This is a genomic window from Prosthecobacter dejongeii (assembly GCF_014203045.1).
Lineage (GTDB): Bacteria > Verrucomicrobiota > Verrucomicrobiia > Verrucomicrobiales > Verrucomicrobiaceae > Prosthecobacter > Prosthecobacter dejongeii.
In genome coordinates, this window is sequence record NZ_JACHIF010000007.1 from 107437 (window position 1) to 134400 (window position 26964).

Here is a 26964-nt window from a genome sequence, read left to right on the forward strand (position 1 = left end):
GGGGAAGGGTATGATTCTTTTGGGCAGGGGACCTAGCCTGATAGAAAAGAGGTAGCGACCCTGTTTGGAGCTGTGAGATATGATCATCCCCCACCGCGCACTTTTCGTCAGTCTGTTCGTTTTTGTTGCCAGTCTCACTGTCCTCACAGCAGAACAGCCGGTGCCGACGATTACCTCTGCGTTGAAGCCCTTCGTCGAGAAACAAGAACTCGCCGGGGCGGTGGTCTGGGTAGGAGCGGTGGATAAAAGCGCGAGCCTCGGCTCCGTTGGTTTTGCCGACATTGAGGCTCAAGTGCCGATGAGGGAAAATACACTTTTTTGGATTGCGTCCATGTCCAAGCCGATGACTGGAGCCGCCGTGATGATGCTGGTGGATGAGGGCAAAATTCATTTGGATGACCCGGTAGAAAAATACTTGCCGGAGTTCAAAGGCCAGCATCTCGCCCTCCTGAAAGACGGTAAGCAAACAGGAACCCGAGCCCCGGCCAGACTTATCACCATTCGCGATGTGCTGAGCCACACCAGCGGGCTGCCTTTCAAATCTCCCGAAGAGCAACCGACCCTGGATGGCCTGCCTCTGGAAAAGGCCGTGAAAACCTATGCATCGCACCCGCTGGTGTTCGAGCCTGGAAAAGACTTTCTCTACAGCAATGCGGGCATCAATACAGCGGCGCGCATTCTGGAAGTGGTCTCCGGCATGGCCTATGAAGACTTTATGGCGAAGCGCCTGTTTGAACCTCTGGGCATGGTGGACACCACCTTTTGGCCTAACGAATCACAGGTGGCAAGATTGGCGAAATCTTATAAGCCGGGCAAGGACGGCATGGGATTGGAGCCTTTGCTGATCGGTCAGCTCCATTATCCTTTGGGGGACCGTAGCAAGCGTTTCCCCATGCCTGCGGGGGGCCTGTTTTCCACGGCTGCGGATGTGGGCACCTTTGGCCTCATGATCCTCAATGGCGGAGAATGGAAAGGTCGCCGTTATCTGTCCCAAGCGGCCGTGGAAGAACTGACACGCCGCCAGACCCCGCCCGAGCTTAGCCGGGCCTATGGCCTCGGCTGGGCTGTAGATGCGGATGGCGCTGGCCATGGCGGTGCCTTTGCTACGAATCTGAGCGTGGATAAAAAGCACGGTCTTGTGCTGGTGTTCATGATCCAGCACTCGGGCTTTCCAGGAGAAGGAAAAAAAGCCTTGGGAGCATTCAAAGCGGCAGCAGTGAAGGCCTTTGCGAACCCCTGAATCAGCCTCGAAGCTGAGTTGCAAGCCGCAGCAAAGCCAGCACGCTGACGCTGTCGCGAATGCGGCCATCCAAGGCCATCTGGATGGCTTCTGTCAAAGGCAGGCGCTTCACGGCGAGCTGCTCCGTCTCTTCCGGCTCCGCCTCGCCAAAGGTGAGATCACGGGCAACGAAGATGTCGCAGACCTCATTGGTCGTTGAATTCGAAAGCTGAAGATTCATCAGCAGCGGTTCGATGGTGGCGGCACGAATGCCTGTTTCCTCCAGGAGTTCACGCCGGGCGCATTCGGCGGGTTCTTCGCCGGGTGGGCAGCCGCCTTCGGGGATCTCCCACTCATAACGTTCATGGCTATAGCGCCACTGGCCCACCAGCCAGGTGTTTCCTTCAGCATCCACTGGCACCACGCCAATGGCGCGATTTTTATACTCTACCACGCCATAAATGCCGCGGCCACCGCTGGGGTTGATCACTTGGTCTTCACGCACACGAATCCAGGGATTCACATATCCCTCACGGCTGCTGAGTGTGGTCCAGGGATTGGTGGTTTCGATGGAGTCGGAAGTGGGTTGGTCCATGGCAGAAAATGAGCCTGGTTTAATCCAGGCTCATTCACTGATTAACCAGCATTCAGAGGTGGCTCAACCTTTTACTGAAGGCGGAAATAACCATCCGGATTATACATCCAGTAGGCATCGAGCGGGTTCAGGCGGGGCAAGACAGCGACAGGCTTGCCGCGTTCGTCGGAGCTTTCGACGACACCGTTGTCCAGGTGGCCGGGGGGCAGGATACGAATGGGCATGCCTGTCTGTGACTGGGCTGGCTGGGTGGTATCCGGATGGCGCAGCAGGGCAGTCTCTTCGATCTCTTCGACAATGGTGTCCACCCATTTCAATTTCTGGGCATTGTCAGCAAATTCATTCCAGTCACCAGTGGATGATTTTTTGTACATCTTGGTGATGAATTCGTCGCGGGTAAGACCCATTTTTTGCGCCACGGGATCTGCCAGGCGCTTCCACCATTCTTCCAGTTCCTTCACGCTTTCGCGGTGCTGCGTCAGATTCCCCATGATGCCGGCGGAAAGCTGATGGTGCAGGATGATCGCATTCGGATACGCGAAGGATTTTTTCGATAGAGTGGTGATGCACGCGGCCATGCTGGCGGCAAAGGATTTAACCACCGTGTAAACCGGGGCCTTGGAACCGTGCATGGCCTTGATGATCTTATAGCCAGCCATCACGCTACCGCCGGGGCAGTCATCAATGACGATGAAGATCGGAGCTTCCTCGTCGCGATTGTTAAAGTAGGCGATTCGATCCGCCAGACTGTCAGCGGTCTTGGAGGTGATAACGCCGTTTAGGGCGATGGTGCGATCGGAAAGGATGAGTTTGTTGCCCTGCACGGGCTCTTTCAGGTAAGCCGGAGCTTTGCCTGCATAGGTGCGCGATTCGGTCTCCTTTTGCTGGAGTTCCATGGCGAGCGTGAGTGCGGAGGTCTTGCGCTTGATGGCGTTTTCTTCGCGGCGCATGGCGTAGCCTTCGGTGTCCACCTCGTTCTTCGCGATGGAGGCCTCCATGCTGGTGCGCTCGCCTTTGCGGCGGAGTTCCATGATGTCGGCATAGTCCTTGTCTCGCTGCTCGGCCTCGGCCAGATCCGACTTGGCCTTCATCTCCTCCAGCTTGATCTGGATCTCGGCCAGGGCGCGTTTTCTGACCGCCAGTTTTTCATCCAGCTTCGTCTGCTCCAGGGCCATCTGGGCAGCGATTCTTTCGCGCTCTGCCACCAGCTTGGCGGTTTCCGCCTTGATGGATTCCAGCGGATCGGGCTTGGCGGGTTCTGGTGTTTTTTCCGCGACTGAAATTTCAATTTTCTGGCCTGAGATGACTGCGGGCTTGCCGTCTTTCGCAGTAGTTTTTTCGTCCTTCGGTGCGGTGGGCTTTTCCTCCTTGGCCGCTGGCGGTTTCGGGGGAAGGGGATCACCCAGGGCGAGGCCCGTCAACAACAATGAAAAAAGGGCAGGGGTCGTGCATTTCATCACGGATGACTATACACCGCCCACGCCCGGATTGTTCAAGAATGTTTTGTCTGTTCCTTTGACGTGGTAGGGCCGGGACGGTCGTCACCCGCCCCAGCCTCTCCCAGATTTAATTTACCTGGGCTCGGATGGCCTTCACCACTTCGGCTCCCAGGGCCTCCGATCCGGCAGGAGTGAAATGGACGTTGGCAGGCTGGATTTGCAGCTCCTTCATCCTTGGCTGGGCGAAGGCGTACAGATCGTTCACCGGGATACCGTTTTCCTTCATCACCCGTATGGCCGCTTCGTTGTAGCGGATGACGTCGGCATTGTCGCGATAGACCTTCATGGGTTCTGCGGGTGCTGGCGTGGTGGTGGCAAAGACGAGCTTGGCCCCAGTAGCCTTCAGTTTGCCGACGATTTCGCGGAGCTGCTTTTCATACACTTCCACAGTGGCCTGGGGCGGGTCGGTGGCCAGGTCGGAGGTGGCCTTGCCATCGGCTTTTACATGCTTGAGGTCGTGCAGGCCCCAGTTGAAATGGATCACGTTCCATTTGCCACCGTCAATCTGTAGCCAGCGGCCAATGTTGGCCACGCCCGAGTTGGTGCCGCCACAGTTCTCAGCCTTGCCGTTTTTGGCCATGGGCCGCAGGACCGTCATCTCATCCGCCAACAGTTTTTGCACCACCGGGGTGTAGCCCATGGAGATAGAATCGCCGAGAATGAGCACACGGGGCTTTTCAGCCGCATGAGCAGAGGTGAAAGCGAAGGCCGTCGTGGCCAGTAAAAAGAGAAAGCTGGTACGTTTCATGGACTCGTCCTAACGACGGGCTGCTAGAAACATTTCAGCCCTTCTTCGCCGGGTCTGGGGCCACGGTGCTCAGCCACAGTCCCTCCGGGGTCACCTTCACCTGACGGATGGCCTTCAGCACCGTGCCGATAGGTTCTACCTTGCGATAAGGGGCCACCCACTGCCAGATCTCCATGCCGGTGATGAATCCATCGGGCACTTCTTTGCCAGGCACTTTCACGTCCACCACTTTGGCATCCACGCCTTCTTCATGCACATGCACGTAGTAGGTGAGCTGGCCGATGAGATAGCGCTTTTTGTCTTCCCAGAATTTGATGTTGTTCAGCGGCAGGCAAACCTGGCTGGTGATGGCATCTTTGTCCGGCATAGTGCCTTCGATACGGATGAGATCCGCATAGCTGCCGTAGCCGGTGTCTGGGGCGATGCTGATGATGCCATTGAGGTCCGCGACCGTCAGGGATAGTTCCGTAGGCTGGCCATTTTTTGAGGCTTCGGCAAAGTCGCTCAACCGCTTTTCCAGGGCCGTGCGGGCTTCTGGAGTCAGCTCTACGGGCGGCAGTTTGACAGGGGCATCTACCGTGATTTTGGCGATTTCCTTGTCCTGGGTGAAAAGCGAGTAGGCGCTCCAGGCGATCATGCCGCCAAAGACCAGGGCGGCCATGATCATGATGGCGCAACCGTAAAAGGGATTGAAGGGGGCCGTGGGGACTTTTTGAATGCGGGACATGGTCGGGGGAGGGGAAACCTTGGCTCAACCTCAGGGCATCGCCAAGCATGAATCAGGGCTCTTTGCCTGCCTCTTCGCGTGCTTCTTCAGGAGTCAGCAAGACGGCACCTTTGATGAGGCGGCAAAATTCTTTTTTGCTCACCTGCTGCTCGGCACCCTGTTTAGTTTTCAGGTCTTTCATCCCTTTGTAAACAATGAATTGGCGGTCCCAGTGCACGATGCGCAGGTAGAGGTCGCCTTGTTTCCAGATCTGATTCTGTTCCAGTTTCATGCATTTCCTTACATGGGGCTCAGGCCGCAGGCCAGAGGATTTGTCTGGTCTGTTTCCGGGCGTTCTGTTTCAGTGGAGTAGCCCTGGGCTAGGCTTATTCGAATGCCTTGAAATGACCCGCCTGTGCCGACGTTCAATGGGCTGCCCAATTCCCCTCCAACCGATATGTCCAAACTCGCCGCCACTTTTTTGACGCAGATCGTCCTCGGCTTTGCCCTGGCCACCAGCAGCCTGTGCGCCGCCGAACGGCCTAATATCATCTGGATCATGGCAGATGACCTAGGCTATGGCGACTTAGGCTGCTTTGGCCAAAAAGTCATCACCACCCCGAATCTGGATCGCATGGCGAAAGAGGGGATGAAGTTCACCCACTTTTACGCAGGGGCCACGGTTTGTGCGCCTTCACGCAGCGTGCTAATGACGGGGCTGCATCACGGACACACCCGAGTGCGCGGCAATTCCGGTAAAACCAATCCTGGTGCTCAGGCCCTCAAGGAAGGTGATGTAACCGTGGCGAAGGTGCTTCAGGAGGCAGGCTACAAGACCGCCCTCATCGGCAAATGGGGCCTGGGTGATGAAGGAGCTGCCGAGACGGGACTGCCACGCAAGCAGGGCTTTGACTACTTCTACGGCTACCTGGACCAGACCCACGCGCACAATCATTACCCTGATTATCTCTGGCGCAATGAGACCAAGGAGCCGCTGTCGAACATCGTCACCCCCCTAGGTGAAAACGGAGGTGGCTATGCCACCCAGCCTATTCATTTCTCAGACGATCTCTTTGCCGATGAGGCGCTGAAGTATGTGGAAGAAAACAAGGCCGCGCCTTTTTTCCTCTACTGGAGCATGGTCGTCCCTCACGCCAATAACGAGCGCACCCGCGAACTTAAGGATGGCGCTGAGGTGCCTGACTATGGACCCTATGAAGGCAAGGACTGGCCCAATCCCGACAAAGGCCAGGCGGCAATGATCTCCCGCTTGGACGGCTATGTGGGGCGAATGTTGGACCTGCTCAAGGCCCAGGGGCTAGCTGAAAAAACACTGGTCATTTTCACCAGCGACAATGGTCCCCATGATGAGAGCAATCACGACCTCGCCCGCTTCAATCCCTCCGGCCCCTACACTGGCATCAAGAGAAGCCTCACCGATGGGGGCATTCGCGTCCCGCTCATCGCCTGGTGGCCGGGCAAAGTGAAGGCCGATGTGGAAACGGGCCATGTCGCCTCTTTTGCCGATTGGCTGGGCACAGCCGCTGACTTAGCAGGTGCCAAGGCACCGGAGAAGATCGATTCCATCAGCTTTAAGCCAACTTTGTTAGGCCTGGAAGAGCAGGCAAAGCATGAGTTTCTTTACTGGGAGTTTCATGAGGGCGGTTTTAAGCAGGCGGCCCTTTATCAGGGGCGCTGGAAGGGCATCCGCCAGGGTGGGCCAGAGGCCCCTATTATGCTCTACGATCAGCAAAACGATGTCGCAGAAACCACGAATGTGGCCAGGGAACATCCCGAGATTGCTGAGAAAATCAGCTCCTACTTGAAGACAGCCCGAACAGAATTGCCCGAGTGGGAACCTCGCTGGAAGGCTGACGGGAAGAAGAAAAAGAAGTGATCGTCCGCCATCAGTATTTCTCCCCATGAAAGCTGTCTTCTCCCTGTTCTCTGCGGCTTTGTGGCTGCCTTTGGTTCTGCCTGCCGCCGAGGCAAAGCCGCCTAACATCATCTTCATTCTCGCCGATGATCTGGGCTATGGCGACATCGGGGCTTACAAAAAGCAGCCTTCCAAAATCCCCACACCGAATGTGGATCGCATTGCCAAGGAGGGCATTCGTTTCACTGATGCTCATTCACCGGCCTCGGTCTGTTCACCCACCCGTTATGCCTTGATGACGGGGCGTTACGCCTGGAGGTCGAAGTTGCAGCAAGGTGTCGTGGCCCCCTGGGGCGCTCCTTTGCTCCAAGACGCGCAATATACTGTGGCTGAATTGCTGCGTGAGCATGGTTATACCACAGGGCTCATTGGCAAATGGCATCTGGGCATTCAGTGGCCGACGAAGGACGGCCAGCCTGCCGCTGCTGGTGAGGACAGGCTGAGCAATGTGGACTTCACCCAGCCTTTCAAAGGCGGTCCTTTGGACCACGGTTTTGATCATTATTTCGGTGTGGATGTTCCGAACTACCCTCCCTACTGCTTTTTGAAAAACGACCGTACGGTGGGGATTCCTACACTGCCTGATACCGGGCGTGTGGATGGCTTTAATCGCCCTGGTCCCATGATGCCCGGATGGAAGCTGGTGGACATCCTGCCTGAACTGAACCGCCAGGCCGTGAGCTTTGTGGAAACTTCCGCCAAAAGTGGCAAGCCCTTCTTTCTCTACTACGCGCTCACCTCACCCCATTATCCCGTCGTGCCCGCGAAGGAGTTTCAGGGCAAGACGACCGTGGGTGATTATGGCGACTTTGTTTTCCAGACGGACTGGTGCGTCGGCCAGATTCTTGAGGCTTTGGAGCGCGAAGGTATTGCCGACAATACTCTCGTCATCTTCACCAGTGACAATGGGCCGGAAGTCACTGGGGAGGTGAAGCCCGGCGTCTATGATCGTGTGCAACAATACAAGCACCACAGCCTGGATGGTCTCCGCGGGGCTAAACGCGACCTCTGGGAAGCCGGGCACAGGGTGCCCTTCGTCGCCCGCTGGCCCAAAAAGATCGCCGCTGGCAGCGTGAGTGATGAAACCATCTGCCATGTGGATTTCATGAGCACCGCCGCAGCCATCGTAGGTGCTGAATATCCTGCCGATACCGCAGTGGACAGCCACAACCTGCTATCCATTTTATGGAATGAAAAGCTCGGGCGGCCCGTGCGTGAAGCCACGGTTCATCACAGCGGCTCTGGCCGATTTGCCATCCGCAAAGGCGACTGGGTGCTCATCGCCCACATTATCGGAGATGACAACCGCCGCGCAGGAGAGCCAGAGTGGATGAAAAAGCAACGCGGCTACACCGCTCATGATCAGCCTGGAGAACTCTACAATCTCAAAGATGACCTCATCGAGAAGAATAACCTCTATGCTTCCAAACCCGAGATTGTGACCGAACTGCGCACCCTGCTGGAAAAATACGTGGCCGAAGGCCGCTCCACACCAGGGCCTTCCCAGGCCAATGACGTGCCGGTGAGCATCAACAAACCTCTGCCAAAACAGCCTGGTAAAAAAGCCCAGGCCGCCCGCTCATGAAGCTGATCACCCTCTGCCTTTTCCTGTTCGTAAGCCTCCTAAAAGCGGGGGATCGGCCTAACATCTTATGGATCACGAGTGAGGATAATAGCCCTTACCTCGGTTGTTATGGCGACAAGCTGGCCGTGACGCCGCATCTAGACAAGTTGGCATCTCAGGGACTGCGTTATCGTCATGCCTATTCGAATGCACCTGTTTGTTCAACCGCGCGCACCACCCTCATCACGGGTATGTATGCCAGCACCCTGGGGGTGCACAATCACCGCAGTGCCGTGGCCATTCCGCCTGTGTTCAAGCTTTATCCAGAACACCTCCGTGCCGCAGGTTACTACTGTACAAATAACAGCAAGACCGACTACAATGTGGCCGACATTGGTAAGAAGCTTTGGGATGAGAGTAGCAACAAAGCGCATTATAAAAATCGTGCGGAGGGGCAGCCCTTCTTCGCCATTTTTAACTTCACTACCAGCCATGAAAGCCAGGTTGCCCCTAAGCCCGGCAAAACCAGCTTTCGCATCGCGCCGGAGGCCATGCCCCTGCCGCCTTATCACCCGGATACGCCAGAGATCCGCCGGGACTGGGCCAACTATTATGACCAGATGACCCTGATGGATACGCAGGTGGGGCAAGTGCTGGAGGAATTGGAGAAGGCGGGTCTCGCTGATGAAACCATTGTTTTCTACTATGGCGACCACGGCGGTGCTCTGCCGCGTGGGAAACGGAATATCCACGATTCCGGCACTCGTGTGCCTTTGATCGTTCGCATCCCTCAGAAATGGCAGCATCTGGCTCCTGCCAAGCCGGGGGAATGGGTGGACGATTTGGTCAGTTTTGTGGACTTCCCAGCCACCGTTTTTAGCCTCTGCCAGGTCCCCATTCCAGCTCATTACCAGGGGCAGCCTTTCTTGGGTAAAAAGAAGGCCTCCCCCCGCGATCACGTCTTCCTTTACCGGGGGCGCATGGATGAGCGATACGACACCATTCGTGCTGTTCGCGATGCGGACTTCCGCTACGTGCGCAATTACTCCCCACATCGCCCTTGGGGGCAGCATTACAGTTATCCGTTCCAGGTGCAGCCTAGCATGCGTTCCTGGTATGCCGAATTTGCCGCAGGCCGCTGCAATGACGTTCAGTCGGTCTATTGGAAAGCGAAGCCCAGTGAGGAGCTGTACCAGCCTATGGTGGATCCCTTCGAGCTGACTAATCTAGCCCAACAAACGATGCATCAAGATCGGCTGGTCAAGATGCGTCAGGTATTGCGTGAGGAAATGCTGAGTACTCGCGATACAGTCTTCATTCCTGAAGGCATGTACAGTCAGCTCGCAGGCGACCAGACAATCTATGACTATGCTCAGAGTGATGCCTATCCTCTGGAACGGCTCATGGATCTGGCGGGTGCGGCTACAATGCGAAATGCAGCCAATCTTCCAGCATTCATGGGAGCGTTGGGGGATCCGCATCCGCTCATTCGTTATTGGGCTGCCACCGGGTGCTTGATCCTCCAGGAGAAAGCAGCTCCCGCTCAAAAGATTTTGACCTCATTGCTCCAGGACGATTTTAAAGATGTGAGAGTGGTTGCCGCAGAGGCTCTCGCCTATTTAGGCGAGAAAGATTCTTCTTTAGCCGCTGTGAAAGGCGTGATCGAAACAGGCTCCCTTTACGAATCACTGGCTGCGCTTAATGCCCTCGACTTCATGTGGAAAGCAGGACATGTCACGAGAGATGAAGCGAGAGCAATGGTCAAGAACCTGAAGACCAAGGAGCCTAACGATCGCATTCCAAAATACCTTCTATCTGAAGACTGAAAGCTGAGGCTAGGCTCTCAGCGTATCGAGTTTTATCCCGCAACAGCCTCAGACATCCACAGTATCTGAAAGGAACATCTGTTCGCACTTGCCCGTTCTATACGTATCTCTGTTCGCATGAAATTTGTCCCTTTGAGATTGCTTTCCGTTTCCGCCGCCCTGGTGCTGGTCTCGGTTTCCTTTGGTTTTGCGCAGGCACCGGGTGACTGGGCTCATTCAAGAGGGAATGAGGCGATGACGGGAGTTACGCCCACCGAGCTGCGATTTCCTCTGGAACTAGCCTGGGAATTTAAGCTTCAGGAAAAGCCCAAGGGCCAGGGGGAGATGCTTGTCAGCTCGGCTGTCGTGCGCGGGGGGAAAGTCTATGCGGGTTGCAAAGATGGTAAATTTTATGCACTGGATTTAGCCACGGGCGCTAAAAAATGGGAAGTGACTGCGAAAGGTGCTTTCGATGGTGCGGCGTCATTTGCAGGTGAACTCGTGGTCGCTGGTTGTCAGGATGGTTTTGTTTATGCCTGGAATGCGGAAACGGGGGCGGAGGTTTGGAAGTTTGAGACCGAAGCCGAGATTCATGCGGCCTCAAATACTTGGACCGATCCCAAAACCGGTGAACAGAAAATCCTCATCGGAAGTTATGACTATAATGTGTATTGCCTGGATGCGAAAACGGGCAAGAAGGCCTGGTCAGCCGAGACGGGATATTACATCAACGGAGGCTCTGCGGTGGGAGATGGGATGGTGGTATTTGGTGGCTGTGACAGTGTTCTTCATGTCCACGATGTCCAGACAGGTGTAGAGAAGCGCCAGATCGAAGTGGGCTCCTACATCGGTAATAATGTGGCCATTTCAGATGGGGTGGTGTATGTCTCCCATTACGGAAATCGAGTGGGGGCTTACAGCCTCAGCGATGGTGCTAAGGTGTGGGAGTATGGTGAACGTGAATTCGAATTTTACGCCGCTCCTGCGATCTGGGAAAAAGCCGTTTATGTAGGCGGACGTGACAAGAGATTTCACGCCATTGACCGAGTGACTGGGGCTAAGCTGTGGGAATATCGCTGCCGGGATCGCATAGATAGCAGTGCTGTTGTCTGTGCAGGTAAAGTGGCCCTTTTTGGTAGCGACGACGGTTATGTGTATGCCCTAGATCTGAAGGATGGCAAAGAGCTCTGGCAGTATGAAATCGGTGCGCCGGTAAAGACCTCTCCAGCAGTAGCTGGGGACTATGTGATTTTTGGCGCTGATGATGGGGTGCTGTATGCTTTTAAAAACGCAGCTATGAAGTGAACGAGTAAGCTGGTGAGTGGAGCTGACCAGTGAGATCTCAAGGGTGAAGACGTTCGCTTCTTTAATCCTATGAACTTCACCATCTCTAAATACCTTTGTGCAGTCCTAACCAGCCTGGTCCTAGGCCTCAGTTCGATAGTGATTGGAGCAGATGTCATTCGGGCTGATGTGTGCGTTTATGGTGGGACCAGCGGTGGAGTCGCTGCGGCTGTGCAGGCAGCGCGTATGGGGAAGAAAGTGGTTTTGGCTGAACCTGGGCGTCATTTGGGTGGAATGACTTCGGGCGGACTCAGTGCCGTGGATATTGGTGAGCCACGTAGCGTAGGTGGCATTGCTCGGGAGTATTTCACCCGACTGGCAGCCACCGTTGGGACCACTCTTTCATGGGACAAACCTTTCAACAATAAAGGAGGAGGCCCTGCCACAGGTGGAGCCTACGCAATCGAGCCTCACAAAGCCGAAGCAGTCTTCGATCAGATGGTTAACGAAGCGGGTGTTCAGCTTCATTTCCAGGCGAAGTTAGCCAAGGTCCTCAAAAAAGACGCGCGCATCACCGAATGGGAAGCGGAAGATGGGACGATCTTCCGGGCCTCCATGTTTATTGATGCCACGTATGAGGGGGATCTCATGGCTAAGGCGGGTGTCAGTTATACGGTCATGCGTGAGGGCAATGCGAAGTACGGAGAGACCTACAATGGCATCTATTATGATGCCAAATACACGCCTCGTTTAGATCACCTCCAGCCAGGTGAAAACGGACGTGTCAAAGGTGGGCAAGGGGTGTGGGACCGTGATTTTCCTCTAGACCCTTATCAAATCAAAGGCGATCCCAACAGTGGTCTGTTGCCGCTCATTCAGGCCGGTGACCCTGGGTTGGTCGGGGCTGCGGCTCCAGGCGTCCAGGCATATTGTTTCCGTTTGTGTTTAACGGATGATCCGGCCAATCGCCTCCCCATTCAGCCACCTCCCGATTACGATCCTAAAACGTACGAACTCGTGGTTCGATTCATAGATGCCTGCAAAGCCAATGGCGACGATATGGACCTTCGCTGGTTTTCCAAGTATGATGCATTGCCTAACCATAAATGGGATTTTAACACCGCCACTTTTGGAGGTAACTTGCCTGGGGCGAGTCGTGAGTGGCCGGAGGCCAGTTATGCACGCAGGGGGGAGATCGCCAAAGAGCATGAAAACTACCATCGTGGTCTATTGCACTTTTTAGCCACCGACCCACGCGTTCCTCAAAAAGTACGTGCTGACATGCAGCGTTTCGGGCTGCCTCGGGATGAGTTTACAGACACTGGAGGCTGGCCTCACCAGATCTATGTCCGTGAAGCACGCCGGATGATCAGTGACTTGGTGATGACAGAACACCATACCTTTGGGCGACAAACAGCCCCCAAGTCTGTGAGTCTTGGGAGTTACGGCACAGATACGCATGAGATTCGGCGCATCGTGAAAGACGGTGTGGTGACTCGCGAAGGAAAAACGGCCGGGGGTAGGGGAGGTTTTGGGCCTTACCCGATTGGCTACGACTGCATCGTGCCAAAGCAGAAAGAGTGTGAAAATCTTCTGGTGACTTTTGCTCTCAGTTGCAGTCACACAGCCTTTAGCAGTCTGCGAATGGAACCGGTCTTTATGGTGACCAGTCAAAGTGCCGCTACGGCTGCCGTTTTAGCTTTGGACGATGACTTGCCCGTGCAAGCATTGGACTATGAAAAATTACGCTTTCGATTGGAAAAAGATGGTCAGGTTTTGACCTGGAAATTTAAGGACAGAGGGAGCCACTGAATCATTCGTTTCGGCTCTCGATGCATAACAAAAAGCAGGAAAGGCCAGCGCCCTTCCTGCTTTTGGGAATCAATCTGCGAATCAGCCCAGATCGGCGATTGCCACAGGCTTGCCGCCTAGCTCAGCGCTTTTGTCAGAGGCGAAGATAACTTCAAATGTCCGGAGCGATTCGGTGAAACTCGTCAGAGGCATGTCCTTGTTCTCATCCAGCGCATCAAAGAAAGCCTGGAATTGAGTTTGGTAGGGATGGTCGCTCACATCACCAGAGTCCAGCATGTGCATGGACAGATTTCCCCAGGCTTTTTTGTCGGTCTTCAGTTTGTTGGAATGCAGTTTGTTATCCAGGAGGCTTCCCTCGCTGCCGACTAGATGTGTGTGGAAGTAGTAAGGTTGCAGGCAGTCCACTACGGCTGCAGTTTTGCCTACCGTGCCGTTCTTGAATTTCACCAGTGTCACACTGGTCGTGTCATACTCATAAGGGGCAAAGATTTCACTTTTTGACTTGGTGCTAAAGCTGGTCACGCTCTCCACTTCGCCAGGCATCACCATCAGCAGTGCGTCTAGTGCGTGGCAGCCTGCGGTTAGCAAGGCACTGCCGCCATCCTTTTTGCCGATGTTCCAGCGGAATTGGCCGTACCAGGGGCCAATGCCGTGATAATAGTCCACCTCGCCATAGTGAACCTCTCCCAGAAGACCTTCGTCAAGGATCGCTTTGGTGGATTGGAACTGACCTGAGAAACGGCACTCAAAACACACACAGCCCTTCACGCCATTGGCTTTGGCTGCCGCGACGATTTCTCGCACTTCCTGTAAGGAGTTCGCCATTGGTTTTTCCAGAATCACATGCTTTTTCGCATTGGCAGCGGCCACCGCTTGGTTGCGATGCTGGCTAGGGTAGCTAGTGATATCCACGACATGGATGTCTGGGTTTGCCAGCATGGCATCCAGATCCTGATAGGCCGTGATGGTGCCGCCATGTTTCGCACTCAGTTCCGCGCTGTCTAGGGGGCGGGAAGAATAAATAGCCGTCACCTGCGCCTGTTTGCTCGCATTGATCGCATCAATGTGCGCCGTGGCTGCCCAACCGTAACCGATGATACCGACATTGTATTTTTTCATGGGAAAGAAGTCACATAGCTCCAAAATGACAGGAGGTATGTCAAATCATATACCTATCCCAGCCTGCAAGACTTTCACTCACCCATGCCTGAAACACGTACTTCTGTGTGTTGATGGGCAACGTGAGTTCTTTTGCCCGCGCCTGTGCCCTATGGGTTTCTTCTCCAACGCAGCATGACCGTTCCTAAGACTAGAAAAAAGCAGCCCGCGGAAAAGACATCTCCATAGCGTGCATAAAACGTTATTTCACCAACCTTTGGCACTTTCACTTCGCCTGGTAAAAAGCCTTCAATGAAAGTGTTTCCTGTCTCTGGATCTGCTAGGCGGGATTTCACTTGGCCATTGATGTCAATGAAGCAGCTTACTCCCGTATTGGCGGCCCTCACCATGGGGCGGCGGAGTTCGATGGCGCGGAACTTGGCATTGGCCAGGTGTACCTCCGTCTCCACACTGTTAAGGAACCATCCATCATTCGTGATATTCACCAACATCTGCGCGCCAGGTCTCACAAATCGCCGAACGAGTCGTCCCACCGTATCCTCGAAGCAAATCATGGGAATCAGATCTACTTCTGGCTTGGCCAGACGCAGAGGTTCAGTGGTCACTCCAGGTTGAAAGTCTCCTTGAAGTACGCCTTGGAGGAAAGAAAATGGTGGCACATTTCGGTAGGGCAGATACTCACCAAATGGCACTAGGTGCACTTTGTGATATTCCTGCCGCTGCTCATACTTCTCGCGGAACAAAACGGCGGAGACATGCCCTACTCGAGGGGCTTCATAGATTTCGGTGCCCGTTAAGAGGCTATAGTCACCTGCGCCTAACAAATCATTGAAAAAAGACTCGTGTGCAGGTAATCCATCCACGGCTTCAGGCATCCCATGGAGGTGGACGGGCAGCGCACTTTCTGGCCAGATGACCAGGTCTGTGTGAGTTACGCCGTCTCGAGCTTCAGCATTCAGCCTGGTGAAGTCATACAAACGCTTGTAAACCTGCGGCCCTAGCGCCCCGGACCACGCATCTACCTGCGCTACGTTGGGCTGCACCAGCACGGTGCGCACGGTGACGATCTCGGCTTCCTTATTTGGAATCAGCCGCATCATGCCGTAGCCTGCTACGCTGAGTAAAAGCACCATCGCGAAAGTGAAGTCCAGTCGGGAACGGCAGGTGCCCTCACCACGATATACCGATACTATCCGTGCCATGGCATTCCAGGCCGTACAGACCACAAAGACGGGCAGGAAAGATAGCCCCATGACGCCGACCAGATCTGCGGCTTGTATCAGGACTTGGTTCTGATGTAATCCTACGCCCAAGCCATTCCAGCCGAATCCCGAGAATAACAAAAAGCTGCGCACCCACTCTAAACCTGCCCATGCTGCTGCAGCCAGGAGCGAACAACGCAGCGAATGTAAAGTGCTCATTTGCCAGGGGCCCATGGCCAACTGTTGAGGATTGGGCCGGGCAAACCGTGCGACGAACCAAGCCCAAACGCCAAAATACAAAGCACAATACAGTGCCAAGCCGATGACAGCAGCCATGCCCAGCAACTCAGCACCCCATCCGCACCAAGTGTCATCTCTAGCCCCCGCGCGCACTCGCGACGAATGTCGCAACCAGCTTAAGTTGGGTATCCAAAAAGCCACGCCGGTCAAATAACCCCATAGAAAAGGACTCCGTGGCCCTTCGCTTCCGGGGCGCACGACTGGCCATAGCAGAAATAAAAGTGGCAGCAGCCATGCCCAAACCATGACTTCCAGGTTCCATCCTGGATAAGCCAGTGATAGCGCCACGCCGCTGATCAGCGGCAGAATCAAAGGAAGGGCACGGGAAATAGAGAACATGGAAGATACTACCAAGACATGTCCACCGCTGCCGCTCTGTCCACGGCTTATTCCTGACAATGCAGTCTTCTAGGTGATGCCTCAGGCCCATTAGGCTGATCATGGGCCAATCCGCTTTTAGACAGGCTCTTGGTCAATGGGTTTCCTGAAAGCCGCGATTGGAAAAAGATGTCGATTTTCGCAAACGCGGCTCAGCACGTGGCCTGGTTTAATCGACGTTAATTGGCAGGGAAGGGACTGACCGCCAGCTTCTTGAAATCGGCCGTGATTTTGGCAACGGCAGCTTTGGGGCCTGTGAGTTTGATGAAAATGGGTGCGTCTGGTCCGGGGATGATCGCACCGAGGAGGGTGTAGTCTGCTTTAGCGGTCTTGGGACCGAACATGGCACCATCCATGTAGGTGCCAGTGGCAGTGACTAGAGATACTTTAGTGCCATTGGCATCCAGTTCTTCCGTGGAAGAGGTTGGTGGGCTTTCAAATTGACCGAGCCAGCGATCAATATTGGCTTTGGTATCGCCACCCTGTCCGCTACCGAAGTAATAGAAGACTGCCTCTAGGGGCTTATCGGTGCCTTCGACGGTGATTTGGAGCGTGGCCGCGCGCATGGGACTGCTAGTCGGCACGGCGGTCCAGAGATTTGAAGGAAGTGTGAAACTAAGATTTCCGGCGGAGACTTTGCCCTCTTCAGCGCGAAGGCTGGTGGTGGCAAGGCTGAGAAGAGCAAGGGCGGTGAGCAGGCGTTTCATGGTGGGTCGTATGGCTGGTAGAAATGGAAAGGGCGGACTCGTGAGTCCGCCCCGTAAATGCTATGAATTTATTTGGTGACGTGCAAGACTCCTTTCATGAGCAGCCAGTGACCTGGGAATGTGCACATGTAAGGATAGTCGCCCGCCTCGGCTGGAGCGGTGAATTCGATGGTTTCAGTGCCGTTTGGCATGACCAACTTGGTATTGGCAATGATGTCGTCTTTAGAAGCATCTGGAACATAGCTCTTAGCCATGGCCTGAGGATCGGTCATCATGGCATTGGCCTGTGCGCCGACCGCTTGGTCCTTGCCTGGCTTGACGAGGATGAAATTATGGGGCTGTGGGGCCACGCTGCCTGTGTTATTGAGGGTCAGCTTGACTTTCTGTCCGGCTTTCACCGAGAGATCGGTTTTGTCGTAACCCAAGGGATTGCTGGCGTGTGGCTTGAGCTCGATGGTGGCGACGTCAGCCTCCTGAGCTGAGACATTGAGGGAGAGGAGAGCGAGGGCGGTGAGGGCAGCTAGTTTCTTCATGGTATGGTTTAACGGGGGTAGTACGCTAATCGGGCGTGGAAGATCTAGATTTTCAACCAATTTCGGTAGGTTGGCTTGAACTTTGCGATTTGCGTCAAGGAAAGTTTCAGCGACGTATTAGCGTATAGTCTCTAACATCCAATGAATCCCTTTCACGAAACTGCCACTGCCGCGCATCAGATGAGCCGCCGCCACGTCCTCCGTGGACTTGGGACGATGATGTCTCTGCCTTTCTTGGAATCTCTGGGAGGAAAAGCTTTCGCCGCTGCCGCTAAAGAGCCCGTAAAGGCACCGATGCGCGCCGCCTGGCTTTACATTCCGAATGGAGTCAATGTGAAAGAGTGGTTTCCTACAGGAGAAGGCACGAGCTATGAACTGAGCCCCACGCTGAAGGAAATCGAGCGGCATCGCCAAGAATTCATGGTCGTTTCCGGTTTGGCACAGGATAAGGCTCGCTCTCATGGCAATGGTGGGGGAGACCATGCGCGGGCTACTTCGACTTTCTTGACAGGTTGCATGCCGAAAAAGACCGCTGGTTCCGATATTCAGTTAGGAGTTTCGGTAGATCAAATTGCTGCTCAGAAAATCGGTCACCTCACACGGCTGCCATCTCTGGAACTGAGCACGGATGGACAGCGCAGTTCTGGCCGCTGTGACAGTGGTTACTCTTGTGCTTATCAGTTTAATCTGGCTTGGAAAAATGAGACGATGCCAATGGCACCGGAAATGGACCCCCGGTTAGTCTTTGAACGTCTTTTTGGTTATGGCGCCGCTGGAGCCAAAGGCGCAGAGGGGGCACGCCGCCAACGTCTGCAGAAAAGCATTTTAGACACTGTTTTGGGCGAGGCAAAGTCTCTCCAGGGTAAGGTCAATGGTAATGATAAACGGAAGCTGGATGAATACTACAGCAGCGTGCGCGACATCGAGTTGCGTATCGAGCGGGCGGAAAAATTCACGGCTAGCTTGCCGAAAGATTATCCTGTGCCCGAAGGCATCCCAGAATCTTACGAAGAGCATATTCACATGATGTTCGACCTGCTGACCCTCGCTTTTCAGACTGACACGACTCGCCTTTGCACCTTCATGCTCGCTCATGACGGCAGTAACCGGAGCTTTCCTCAGATCGGTGTGCCTGATGCTCACCACTATCTGTCTCACCATGAAAGTGACGAACAGAAGTTGGAGAAAATCGCGAAAATCGATCGGTTTTACATGCGCCAATTTGGCTACTTTTTAGATAAACTGAAGGCGACAAAGGAAGGTGATGGCAATCTTTTGGACAACAGCATGATCGTATTTGGTGGCGGAATTGGTGATGGTAACCGTCATAACCATGATAATTTACCAATCCTTCTCGCTGGCCGTGCTGGTGGAACCTGGACGCCCGGCAAGCGTATTGTGCTCCCAGGAGAGACTCCAATGACTAATCTTTATCTTTCAATGCTGGATCGCTTGGGAGTGAGGGCTGAGAAAGTGGGAGATAGCTCGGGTGTCTTGCAGGTGAGTTGATGCATCTGACCTAATTCCAAGAATTTGGAAATGCCTGATTGCTGTGCGATCAGGCATTTTTTCATTCCCTTACGTGATTGGCGCGTTATCTTGTAGGAATTTAACACTTACGTATAATTAACATGAGAGGGGCGTTGCATGATAGCGTCTCCAGTTTTAATAATCACTGCTCATGGCGGCTCAAGCATCCGACTCACCCACGGCATCAGCCACTTCGCAGGAGCTCGCGCTCTTTCCCGAAGATGCTGAACAGACCCTGGCGATGGATGCGGGACCTGTGGCTTTTGCAAATGAGGCAAAGTCACCGGAAATGCTGCAAACCTCAGAGATTTCTAAAGAGAGCGAAGTTCCAGTGCGCGCACTGCCCCCGCTGCCGCAGGAACTCAAAAACGTCGCCAAGACTTTGGAAAAAGTTCTGCATGATCCTGGACAATTGCAGGGGGCTTTTGCCAGCTTTTGTGCCGCTGCCTATGTAAAGCCAGAGTGGGCGGGGGCAGCGAGTGAATATTTGACGACTCTTTTTGAGCATCAGGAAGACACGTTGGCTGAGATGACGCGGGTGCCAGATTTGATCATTGAGCTAGGCTCAGGACACTACACCCTGACTTTTATGGTGGCCTCCCGCTGGGCGGCCAAGGCAGATTTAGCACGATTGACGAGACTAGCAGAAGCTTTGATTGCGACGCAGTCAAAGATGAATAGCACAGAGGTAGTGGATCTCATGCTGGCCTTGACGACTTCGTTGTCAATCAGCCGATATTCGCGAGCGGAGCAATTGCTCTCCGCTGCAAGTGCGCACGCTGGTGAGGATGAAGAGGACGCTTTGAGAGAAGCGCACTTGTGGTTAGGCGCAGGGGGCATTGTCCGTGGCTGCACTCAAGAGGCACGAGATCTATGGGATGTGCGCTTGCGCAGACCTCGCGTCGCTTGGACATGGACGAGTGCAGAAGAATGCAGCGCATTGGCTCAGTTGGCGCATTCATTGGATCCCCACAGCGAGGCGGCAGTCCTTTTCCAAGCGGTGGTTCCTTCCTGCTGGTGGGATCTTCTTATCGGACGTGCAAGGGATGTTACCGCTTACGAAGCCGCCTTAACTGCCGCTAAAGCAGCCGCGCAGGAGCGTGCACGGCAGGTGGATGAGATCGTTCCGGAACCGCCTAAAACACTGGTGCGCCAACCAATCATCGTATGGCGTGGCGTACCCTTTTTTATTGGCGGGCTTGTCGGTGCCTGGGCATTGGTCCTGGGAATTTGGGCTGGGCCTTATGACTTGGTGAGAACGGCGACTGAACCCCCTGCACTGGCTGAAAAGAATGGAGTGTCTGAAGTGCCTCAAGCTCAATCGCCTGTATTGCCAGAACACCCGCATGCAGCATGGAGAAAGGCACAAACTGAATCCCTTGCGGCAGAGGTGCCAGAACTGCGCCATTGGGTGGAGAAAATAGAACTCGGTGAATGGAAGGAGTTTGAAACCTTGCTCAAGGGGGATTCTGCTGAATTGCCTAAAGACGATCCCAAGTATCAGAAACTCCTTCTATGGTTGCATCTGGATCCCCCATCAAATGCACAGACCCGCAGACAAGTGCCACTGCTGCTGGCGAGCTTGCGTCAGGACAGCACGGTCATTGAGCTCTGGGAAAAGCTTGTGTATCCGGGTTCTTTGAATGCACAGGAAATTCAAGAAGCAGCGTTACGCACACAGCATGAGAGTAAGGAAGCGTGGTCTCCGACACAGCGCGCCCAACTGAGCCGCCTGGTGGAGGCCAAAGTGACAGCTCCGTAGCCATTAGAGCGGGTTTCTTTTTGAAAGGAATATCGAGTGCTAAGATACCCTTTGTCCTAAAAGATGGAAGATTTGGGTAACTTTATCCGCTATCTTTAAACCACTTTCGACCGTGAATTTGCTCCAATCGCTTGATTACTCCATTCTCCAACAGTGCATGCACTGTGGCATGTGTCTGCCTACTTGCCCCACTTACATGGAGACGAAGAAGGAACGAAATAGCCCGCGAGGACGCATTTCACTGATGAGGAGTGTAGCGGATGGTGAGTTGGAGATCACCAAGGCGTTTTCAGATGAAATGTATTATTGCCTGGGTTGTCTGGCTTGCCAAACGGCCTGCCCGGCTGGAGTTAAATATGGAGAGCTTTTTGAAACTGCTCGTGCAGAAGTCGAGCGTGCTGGGGTGGCGCAAAAGGCAGAGCGTGACTTTTGGCGTTGGTTGACGCTGAATGTGCTGTTTATGCATCCGCGGCTGCTTCGCTTTGCAGGCTGGGGCCTTAGGTTATGGCAAAAAAGTGGTCTCGATATAGCATTGAGACGGGTCAAGTTTCTGGGGTTATTGCCGAAAAAACTGCAGGATCTGGAGCCTCAGACACCACGAGTAGCTGCCGTTTTTTCAGATTCATTAATCGAGCCTGTTGAGACGCCCGCGCAGAAGAAATACCAGGTGGGCTTGCTCACTGGATGCATTCAAGATCTGGCGTTTTCAAACATCAATCGTGATACTGCTGATGTTTTACTAGCCAATGGCTGTGAGGTGGTGACCCCACGCTCTCAGTCCTGCTGCGGTTCTTTGCATGCACACAATGGGGCCGTGGAATTGGCTCAAGAATTGGCTCGACGGCAGATCGATAGTTTTGATTTGGAGAGCCTAGACGCCATCATTACCAATGCGGGGGGGTGTGGCTCTCATCTCAAAACTTATGGCCACTTGCTGCATGACGATCCACTCTACGCTGAGCGTGCAAAGTTATGGGACGGTAAGGTGAAAGACATTCATGAATGGCTGGTGCAAGTGGGCATCCGAAGACCAACCCATGGAGCAGAAGTGATGGAAGTCACTTATCACGAAAGCTGTCATCTCTGTCATGGCCAAAAGGTAGTGAGCCAGCCTCGCCAAGTTTTGCAGGCGATTCCAGGTTTGGTCTTAAAAGAGCTACCGGAAAGTAATTGGTGTTGTGGCAGTGCTGGGATCTATAACATCACTCAGCCGGAACAGTCTGCTAAACTGCTGAAGCGGAAGGTCAATCACATCCAGCAAACCGGTTGTAAGGTGGTGACGACTTCCAATCCTGGGTGTCATCTGCAACTGGCCAATGGACTGGGTGCCAGCGCCGAGGTCACGCAGCCAGTGACTTTGCTAGCAAGGGCATACCGAGAAGAATCGGTCGTGGCCTAAGAGCCGCAATATTTAAAGCTGGTTAGGCTTCTACCGAAGGAAACGAAATTCAGGTGTGGCCCAGAGAGTCTGGATCAAGCGTGCCCAGGCATCTCGGCGTTCATCACGGGTGGCATTGCCAGAGATGGAGGCTTCTAGGTAATCCTTCGCGATGCTGATTTCCTGCGGCGTGGCTAGACGGTTTAAAGAGTTGCGATAGGCCTTTTGAACCCCTTCTTCAAGAGAGGTCGTTTTCAAACAGCTTTCAGATGCTGAGCGGGCAAGTTCAATGACCTGGGGGTGATTCATCAGGTAAAGAGCCTGGGTGGCTACCGTGCTGGTCGTGCGTTGAGCGATGGGCTGATTGATATCAGCAAAATCAAAGACTTCAAAGAGGGGGTGACGCACGTTTCGAAACGCTGCCGTGTAAACGCTGCGACGGGTGTCATTGAAAGGATATCCATACTCAAGGTTCTGCACCTTCGTGTCGTTGGAGTCCACGGCTTTGGCATCTCCAACATTCGGGCCAGCCCAGCGGTTATCCATGGAATCAGCCGTCGCAAGCATGGCATCACGAAGGCACTCGGCATCCATTCGCTTGCGGTTCATTCGTGATAATAAGCGATTGTCCGGATCTATGGTGGAAATCTCACCCTCTGAACTCATGCGATAAGTGTGGCTCATGACCATTTCTTTAACGAGCCGTTTCAGACTCCAACCATCTTCCATAAATCGTACCGCAAGGTGATCGAGCAATTCTGGATGAGAGGGTAATTCTCCGGTGACACCAAAGTTATCGGTACTGCGTACCAGGCCTGCCCCAAAGATCCAGTGCCAGACGCGGTTTACAAAAACGCGTGCAGTGAGCGGATGTTGGCGCGAGGTGAGCCACTCCGCCAACTGCAGGCGGCCGCTTTGCTGCGCAGGGATCATCGGCACCTGGCCTTTGACAGCGACCTGGATAAAACCTCGTGGAACGGGGACTCCAAGATTCCGAATGTTTCCACGCACATGGATGCGGGCATCCTCTGGTTTTTCATCTTCAGTCACGGTCATGGCCTCTTGCCGTGTGGGCCCTTCTTTCTGCAAGGCTTTGAGTTGTTTTTGCAGCTCAGCCATCCGGCCCTTGAGCTCTTTTTCTTCTTGGCTAGCTATGGGTGAGGGCATAGCTGGCATGTCTGCTTCGGCTGGGATAAATTGTAGGGCATCCACCGTGACGTAACCTTCAGCCCCAGCATTGGAAAGCATCACAAAATTTTGCCCAGTCGTTTCGAAACGAAAGGTGCCGAGTGAAATGAATTGTAGGCCTTCGAAGCTCTCGGTGGCTTGTTTGAAATAGACCAGTTCTTCACCATCGGCATGGAAGATGGTGGCCGGGATGCGCTCCGCCCGGCCTGGACCTCCGCTGAAGGCGACGCGTACTTCGTACTTCCCTGCCACTGGAATTTTGGGCGTAAAGGATATGGTCTTTTCTCCACGTCCTAGATTGTCGTCATGAACATACCCTCCACCAATGAAGGGTGGGTAACGGCGGCTGGATTTCCATTCTCCCACCTTCTGTGCTTCGGTGTCATCCACCACCACTCCCGGAAGATCTGCAGGGGTCAGAGTCTTGCGTTTGCGAAGGCTGAGACCGCCGACATCACGCAAGGCATCTTTGAGATTAGCTATTTCTTGAGTCAGTTGACCGACTTGTTTCTCTTTGACCTGCATTGTTGTCTCTTCGTCCCCTTCAAAAGGAAGCGGGCTATCAATCCAGTGGGCGACATTATCCGTGTAGTTTTTTAATGTGCGCGTGCTGCGCATGATGCCAGCAAGGGCATAATAATCGCGAGTGGGAATGGGATCAAATTTGTGGTCATGACAGCGGGCACAGCCGATGGTCATGCCCATGAATGACTTGCCGATGGTGTCGAGTTGTTCATCCACGATGTCCATGCGGAGCATCTGTTTGTCCTGTTCTTCATAATTGGTTGGGCCAAGGGCCAAAAAACCAGTTGCTGTGAGATTTTGCCGACGTTCACCCGCATTCTTGGCAGGCAAAAGATCCCCCGCTAGCATTTGCTTGATCATGTGGTCCACGGGCAAATTGGCCTGGATAGCTTCCAGTAAGTAATCGCGGAATCGCCATGCATCTTTGAACGGTAAGGAACGACCACCCCCTGATGACTCCGCAAAGCGTGTCATGTCCATGAAGTGTGAGGTCCAACGTTCGGCAAAAGCAGGTGAAGCGAGGAGTGAATCCACAAGGAATTCAAGTTGCTCAGGAGCCGTGCTGAAAGAGTCCTTTGGGGGCAGGCCTGTGAGGTCAAAACTCAGGCGGCGAGCAAAAGTGGCCGCGTCTGCATCTTTGGCTGGCTGCAGTTTCTCAGCTTCCAGCCGAGCGAGGATAAAGTGATCAATCGCGTTGCGTGGCCAAATGTTTTGTTGAACAGACGCAGGGGGCTTGGCAACTGGCAGTTGAAACGACCAAAAGCTGCCATCAGCTTTTGGATTGCTGGAATTGTTTTTTGTTTCAGGGGCATCATTTCTAGGATCATGCGCACCACTGGCGATCCATGTTTTAAGATCTTCCAAAGCCGCTGCCGGCAGTTTTTTCTTGGGCGGCATTTTGAGGTCGCGATCCTCGTAACTAACAACTTTCCAGAGCAGGCTTTCCTCGACTTTACCAGGGATGATGCTGGGGCCTGAATCACCCCCTGTCTGCCAACCCGCACGATGATCGAGCCTCAAGCTACCCTTTTGCTTGTCCACACCGTGGCATTCCGTGCAATGCTCAATCAGCAGAGGACGAATGCGCTTTTCAAAAAATTCCGCAGAACCTGCTGCCGCACCCTGGGCGAAGGCTGGTAGGAGTGGCAGGATCCAGCAGGCAAGGCGATGGACGACTTTCGGCATGGGCAGTCCAAACCAAACGGTATGGCGTGAATGCCTCTTTCAGTTCGAGCGATGAGGGCATCAAAGCGAGATTAATGATCACAATCATAAACAGCGTTGCCTTCGGGTGCGTAATTCCTTTACTGTCACTTTTCCCATGCGCTTCCTTCCAATCAGCGCAGCCTGGTTCTGTCTGTCCCTGGCTGTTCATGCCGCTCCAGCTTCACGGCTGGTGTGGCAGCCCGTGCAGGAGTACTTTATCCGCATTCAGCCGGGCAAGGCCCCCGTACCAGTTGCCGGCACTCAGCGGTTAAACTCCTTTGTGGCCTACACTCATTTAGGCACAGACTTTGGTTTTCATGGGCCTGCTGAGCACACGATTCAGTGGCAGACGGACGAAATCTGCGCGCATCTGGGGCAGGACCCGGATGCTTGGGCCGGTTTGTGGCATAGCTTGGCTGGATTGGCTCGTGAAAATGACAAAGTGCTGAATTTCGCAGCTCCGTGGGCAGAATTCATCAGTTCGCGCTATCAGCCGAAAATCAGTAGTGTCATGATCCAGGCCAAAGGGCAGGGGAGATTGAAGCTGGAGATCAAGTCGAACGAGCAAAAGACACTTTGGGAACATTTGCTGGATGTCCAGGCCGTGGCCTGTGAAACATATGTCCTTCCAGTGCCCACTCTGGCGATGCCTAACGCCAAGTTGATCAACTGGACGGCTGAATCGGGCAGTGAACTCTGCGTCACAAGTCTGAATTTAGGGGTGGAACTGCCACCCATAGCTTTTGACGAATATGTGGTGGCTGCGTCGTATGCGAAATTGGCGCGTTGTTATGATGCGAAGTCTGGTTTTGTCAAAGACCGTGCTCATACTGAGGATGGTGCCTTTGAGTCCCTGGCTTCTACAGGTATGTTTGCTCTGGCGACTGCGGTGCTGGCGCAGCCGCCTTTGGAGATTGTTAATCGAAATGAGGCTGCGAAGATTCTTCGTACCATCCATCGCGCCGCTCGTGCTTTGGATCGCCCCCTCGGGTTGCTACCGCATTTCGTTCGCCGTAGCGCGACGGGTTATGTCATTCATCCAGGGACTGAATATAGCACGGTGGATACAGCCATCTTTTACCATAGCCTTTTACTAGCTGCACAGGGCCTAGGAGATGAGGATCTGCACTTGGAGCTGGTCTCTGCTGTGGATCAGATAGATTTTAAAGCCCTACGCCTGCCCGATGGGAGTCTCAGTCACGGAATGAAGGATGATGGCCGCACGCTACTCCCTCATGGCTGGACGGATTGGGGCGGAGAATCTGCTTTGGTGATGATGTTAGAACGCATCGCCAATGACCAAGCGCCGCGAGTGAAGATGGAGCGGCCGGGGCAGTCCTGGCAGGGGACGGGATTCATTCCAGAGATCCAGAGCCTGTTTTATCCAGATTTTGATCAAGATGTGCCGGATGCTCTGGATGGAGTGAAGTGGCTGAGCGCACGTACCCGCATGTTACAGGCACAAAAAGATTACATTCAGCGTACCTGGCCTGACAGTCTAGCAGCTAAGATCGGAATTTATGGTCTCTCTGCTGGCGAAGGAGAGCATGGGGATCGTTACCATGTGGGAGGGGTAGATCTACCAGACCAAGCGATGATTCATCCGCATTACATTCTGATGTCTGCCGCTCTTACGCCGCCTTCCGAAACTTATGCGCTCTTGGATCGTATGGAAAAGGCTGGTTATTTCCCCCCCTGGGGCATGGTGGAAACCATCTGCATCACAGGTCATAGCTACCTGCCGATGACAGGCTCTCTTAATGCCTCCTTTGAATCTATCGGTGCCTATCATCTGCTGGCCAAAAATCGAGGGATTCCAGATCTCATCTATCAGTCCAGTCGCCAGTCACCGGAGCTGCGTCGGGCGGTGGAATTATTTTATCCTGCATCTTCACGGCCTGTGCAATCTGCAGAACTGAAAATGCCACCCGATAGTTCAACTTCGGGAACGAACTGAAAATGGGTCGT

The 26964-nt window shown here is 54.0% G+C and carries 20 protein-coding genes; 10 read left to right on the plus strand and 10 right to left on the minus strand.

Annotation, left to right across the window (positions count from 1 at the left end; genetic code table 11):
• The first annotated feature begins 79 nt into the window (after positions 1-79).
• Positions 80-1240, plus strand: a complete 1161-nt coding sequence (locus HNQ64_RS16200) for a serine hydrolase domain-containing protein (RefSeq protein ID WP_221305471.1) — start codon at positions 80-82, stop codon at positions 1238-1240.
• 1 nt (position 1241) lies between these two features.
• On the opposite strand, the gene HNQ64_RS16205 is transcribed toward HNQ64_RS16200, so the two are convergent.
• The 5 genes from HNQ64_RS16205 to HNQ64_RS16225 all read right to left on the minus strand — a co-directional run bounded on the left by HNQ64_RS16205 (position 1242) and on the right by HNQ64_RS16225 (position 5059).
• A complete protein-coding gene (locus tag HNQ64_RS16205) occupies positions 1242-1814 on the minus strand; it encodes an NUDIX domain-containing protein (RefSeq protein WP_184210484.1) in 573 nt (190 codons plus the stop codon).
• A 71-nt stretch (positions 1815-1885) separates the two neighbouring features.
• The gene (locus HNQ64_RS16210) at positions 1886-3271 is read right to left on the minus strand and encodes an ATP-dependent Clp protease proteolytic subunit (protein ID WP_184210486.1); all 1386 of its coding nucleotides are present in this window, start codon (positions 3269-3271) and stop codon (positions 1886-1888) included.
• Positions 3272-3380: 109 nt separating this feature from the next.
• Entirely contained in the window at positions 3381-4061 is a 681-nt protein-coding gene (locus HNQ64_RS16215; RefSeq protein WP_184210488.1) for an SGNH/GDSL hydrolase family protein, read from the minus strand.
• 34 nt (positions 4062-4095) lie between these two features.
• Complete coding sequence (locus HNQ64_RS16220) at positions 4096-4788, minus strand: hypothetical protein (protein ID WP_184210490.1); 693 nt, start codon at positions 4786-4788, stop codon at positions 4096-4098.
• 52 nt (positions 4789-4840) lie between these two features.
• The gene (locus HNQ64_RS16225; protein WP_184210492.1) at positions 4841-5059 is read right to left on the minus strand and encodes a hypothetical protein; all 219 of its coding nucleotides are present in this window, start codon (positions 5057-5059) and stop codon (positions 4841-4843) included.
• A 165-nt stretch (positions 5060-5224) separates the two neighbouring features.
• Between HNQ64_RS16225 and HNQ64_RS16230 the strand changes: the two genes are divergently transcribed.
• From HNQ64_RS16230 to HNQ64_RS16250, 5 genes are all read left to right on the plus strand, one after another.
• Positions 5225-6664, plus strand: coding sequence for an arylsulfatase (locus tag HNQ64_RS16230; RefSeq protein ID WP_184210494.1), 1440 nt, complete (start codon positions 5225-5227; stop codon positions 6662-6664).
• Between the two features lie 25 nt (positions 6665-6689).
• Positions 6690-8288 carry a sulfatase family protein gene (locus HNQ64_RS16235; RefSeq protein WP_184210496.1) on the plus strand — a complete coding sequence of 533 codons (1599 nt, stop codon included), beginning with the start codon at positions 6690-6692 and terminating at the stop codon, positions 8286-8288.
• Entirely contained in the window at positions 8285-10093 is a 1809-nt protein-coding gene (locus tag HNQ64_RS16240) for a sulfatase-like hydrolase/transferase (protein WP_184210497.1), read from the plus strand. Before HNQ64_RS16235 ends, HNQ64_RS16240 begins: the two co-directional genes overlap by 4 nt.
• Before the next feature lie 117 nt (positions 10094-10210).
• Positions 10211-11377 carry an outer membrane protein assembly factor BamB family protein gene (locus tag HNQ64_RS16245; protein WP_184210499.1) on the plus strand — a complete coding sequence of 389 codons (1167 nt, stop codon included), beginning with the start codon at positions 10211-10213 and terminating at the stop codon, positions 11375-11377.
• 69 nt (positions 11378-11446) lie between these two features.
• Positions 11447-13168 (plus strand): FAD-dependent oxidoreductase, encoded by a 1722-nt coding sequence (locus HNQ64_RS16250; protein ID WP_184210501.1) that lies wholly within the window; start codon positions 11447-11449, stop codon positions 13166-13168.
• Positions 13169-13249: 81 nt separating this feature from the next.
• Here the strand turns inward: HNQ64_RS16250 and HNQ64_RS16255 are convergent, their stop codons facing one another.
• The 4 genes from HNQ64_RS16255 to HNQ64_RS16270 all read right to left on the minus strand — a co-directional run bounded on the left by HNQ64_RS16255 (position 13250) and on the right by HNQ64_RS16270 (position 17407).
• A complete protein-coding gene (locus tag HNQ64_RS16255; RefSeq protein ID WP_184210503.1) occupies positions 13250-14287 on the minus strand; it encodes a Gfo/Idh/MocA family protein in 1038 nt (345 codons plus the stop codon).
• A 149-nt stretch (positions 14288-14436) separates the two neighbouring features.
• Positions 14437-16128 (minus strand): apolipoprotein N-acyltransferase, encoded by a 1692-nt coding sequence (lnt, locus tag HNQ64_RS16260; RefSeq protein ID WP_281382933.1) that lies wholly within the window; start codon positions 16126-16128, stop codon positions 14437-14439.
• Between the two features lie 218 nt (positions 16129-16346).
• Positions 16347-16874, minus strand: a complete 528-nt coding sequence (locus HNQ64_RS16265; protein WP_184210508.1) for a hypothetical protein — start codon at positions 16872-16874, stop codon at positions 16347-16349.
• A 68-nt stretch (positions 16875-16942) separates the two neighbouring features.
• Positions 16943-17407, minus strand: a complete 465-nt coding sequence (locus tag HNQ64_RS16270) for a plastocyanin/azurin family copper-binding protein (RefSeq protein ID WP_184210510.1) — start codon at positions 17405-17407, stop codon at positions 16943-16945.
• Between the two features lie 180 nt (positions 17408-17587).
• Here HNQ64_RS16270 and HNQ64_RS16275 point away from each other — a divergent pair, with 180 nt between their 5' ends.
• The 3 genes from HNQ64_RS16275 to HNQ64_RS16285 all read left to right on the plus strand — a co-directional run bounded on the left by HNQ64_RS16275 (position 17588) and on the right by HNQ64_RS16285 (position 22098).
• Complete coding sequence (locus HNQ64_RS16275; protein ID WP_246431074.1) at positions 17588-18916, plus strand: DUF1552 domain-containing protein; 1329 nt, start codon at positions 17588-17590, stop codon at positions 18914-18916.
• Positions 18917-19088: 172 nt separating this feature from the next.
• Positions 19089-20699: a hypothetical protein gene (locus tag HNQ64_RS16280; protein ID WP_184210514.1), complete on the plus strand. Its 1611-nt coding sequence runs from the start codon at positions 19089-19091 to the stop codon at positions 20697-20699.
• A gap of 112 nt (positions 20700-20811) precedes the next feature.
• The gene (locus HNQ64_RS16285; RefSeq protein WP_343075905.1) at positions 20812-22098 is read left to right on the plus strand and encodes a (Fe-S)-binding protein; all 1287 of its coding nucleotides are present in this window, start codon (positions 20812-20814) and stop codon (positions 22096-22098) included.
• 30 nt (positions 22099-22128) lie between these two features.
• On the opposite strand, the gene HNQ64_RS16290 is transcribed toward HNQ64_RS16285, so the two are convergent.
• Positions 22129-24975 (minus strand): DUF1553 domain-containing protein, encoded by a 2847-nt coding sequence (locus HNQ64_RS16290; RefSeq protein ID WP_184210516.1) that lies wholly within the window; start codon positions 24973-24975, stop codon positions 22129-22131.
• 136 nt (positions 24976-25111) lie between these two features.
• Here HNQ64_RS16290 and HNQ64_RS16295 point away from each other — a divergent pair, with 136 nt between their 5' ends.
• Positions 25112-26953, plus strand: coding sequence for a hypothetical protein (locus HNQ64_RS16295; RefSeq protein WP_184210518.1), 1842 nt, complete (start codon positions 25112-25114; stop codon positions 26951-26953).
• Positions 26954-26964: the final 11 nt, after the last annotated feature.